The sequence below is a fragment of the Acinetobacter sp. YH18001 genome (assembly GCF_013416975.1).
GTDB lineage: Bacteria > Pseudomonadota > Gammaproteobacteria > Pseudomonadales > Moraxellaceae > Acinetobacter > Acinetobacter pseudolwoffii.
Genome location: NZ_VPEU01000117.1, coordinates 1 through 1,922 on the forward strand (window position 1 = coordinate 1; position 1,922 = coordinate 1,922).

Below are 1,922 nucleotides of genomic sequence, written 5' to 3' on the forward strand. Positions count from 1 at the left end.
GGCGAAACTCTGGAAGAAACCTATCCTCAACTGAAAAATGCCTGGTTTGCCGAGCAAAAAGGGCTGCATATTGATGCTTGGGCGCAAATTAATGGACTGGAGTTCGAGGGCAAAACTAAGGACCTTGACGGTCATTCAGAAACTACTGCTAGTTTCTGGTTGTGATTCTGGACTGAATTAAAAATAACCACATTGGCTGAATGTATCAAAAGTTAAATCATGTGATTAATCATTGATACATCTGCAAAAATGAGCTCATCGCTCTGTTGATTAATACAGTAATTCACCAAACAAATCCGCTCTAATCTCTTCCAGACTCAGATCTGATTTCATTCTATTACAGATGGGATGAACCAGCAGACCATTCTCTAGAACACCTTGCCCACCTACGGCTTTGGCAATCCGATGATCCGATTCAGTAGAATCAAGATAGATCAATCCATCACAAATGAGGCAAAAGTTATGATTACCCACCAGAAAATTGTGCTTAAGCAGACTCTTGGTTAATGCCGAAAAGGCCTTGGGCTTTGACCGAGAAATTGGACTAATCGACTCCACATATCCCACCACATGCTTGACGACTGCATCATCATAACCACCCAAAAATCTTTCGACATAAAACTCGTTAAAGTTTATGTACTTGAAGGCCTTAGACATGGACAGAATAAAGGTATTCAGGCATTCCTCATCATCAAAATCAACTTCCATTTCCAAGCTTAAGCAAATAAAGGCTTTATAGACAATTTGTAGCCGATCATAGCCCTTGATACCACTGCCGAACTTGCCGACCGTTTCAGTGGTCGCCACGGGGAAATTAGCAATCAAGAACTCAATACTACGGCGTACCCGGGTGAAGTCTTTGAAACTAATCGTTCGATGATGAATCTGCATGAGGCTTTCATGAATTTCATACACAATTGAAAACCATGCAAGAAAAGAAGTAATCTGAAAACGCTGGTCCTTATAAAAATATAAGTATGGATGAAAGCCCAAACTCGGAACCCCAGTATTTTTTACAGGCGTCGCTATTCTGCAAAGAATGGTCAACAGATGCGACATCAGGTTTTCAACGCGTTCCCCCTGATTCAGACTCATAATATTATGAATCTGATCACCAGCAATGATATTCATCAACTCATTGACCAAGCCAATTTTTTTGCCATGACTCATTTCATTGTCTAATAAAATGGTCGAAAAAAGGAGCTGATGGATCCTCTCCCCTAACTCAATCAGCTCATTTAAACGTGTATATTGGAGCTCTTCCAAGTTAGATTTATTGTCATTGATATAACAACAGGCATAGATCGCATAATAGGCGTCACTCCCGCGACTTCTTAGATGATATTCCTCATATTTATCTAGACGTTTAGTATCTGAGTTAATCGATTGAAATACCCGTCGCGCATCTTCTGGAGTCCCCAGTACCTGCCGGAAACTGATTTTAATATCGCCTAATTTCGATTTTTTTTCTGCAAATTCGGCATCAGTACAAATTTTTTGAAAATCAGCAAGATCTCCTAAATAATTGCGGAGGTAACGAATATCTTGTTTTTGTTGATCATTGAAATTAGGTGCTTGAGGGACTTGCTCATCCGCAAAATATCTATTGATCCATGCATAAATACAGGAAAGACGATGTGCCCCATCAATAATGTAAATATTGCCGTGTATATCTTTCCAATACAAAATGCATAAATTGATGTTTTGATCTTCTGTGCAATCCTCAATAAAGTTTGCAATTTCTTGCACGCTCCAACATTCCGTAGAACGCTGGTTATCCGCTTTAAATAAACATTTGATGATTGGATGCTTTTCAAAATCAGTCACTCTTGGTGTTCCAATGAAAAAACTCATCAACAACCCTGAAAACCTGGTTGTCGAAATGTGCAAAGGCTTTGTCCTCGCTCATCCAGAACTCGCAT

General features: G+C 39.6%; 1 protein-coding gene and 1 pseudogene. One reads left to right on the forward strand and one right to left on the reverse strand.

All coding sequences use genetic code 11. The features are described from left to right. Positions 1-117: pseudogene (locus FTV48_RS14625) on the forward strand (DUF1543 domain-containing protein); the annotation flags it as partial. A 153-nt stretch (positions 118-270) separates the two neighbouring features. Here the strand turns inward: FTV48_RS14625 and FTV48_RS15085 are convergent. Continuing rightward, the gene (locus FTV48_RS15085; protein WP_257222985.1) at positions 271-1,827 is read right to left on the reverse strand and encodes an HNH endonuclease signature motif containing protein; all 1,557 of its coding nucleotides are present in this window, start codon (positions 1,825-1,827) and stop codon (positions 271-273) included. Positions 1,828-1,922: the final 95 nt, after the last annotated feature.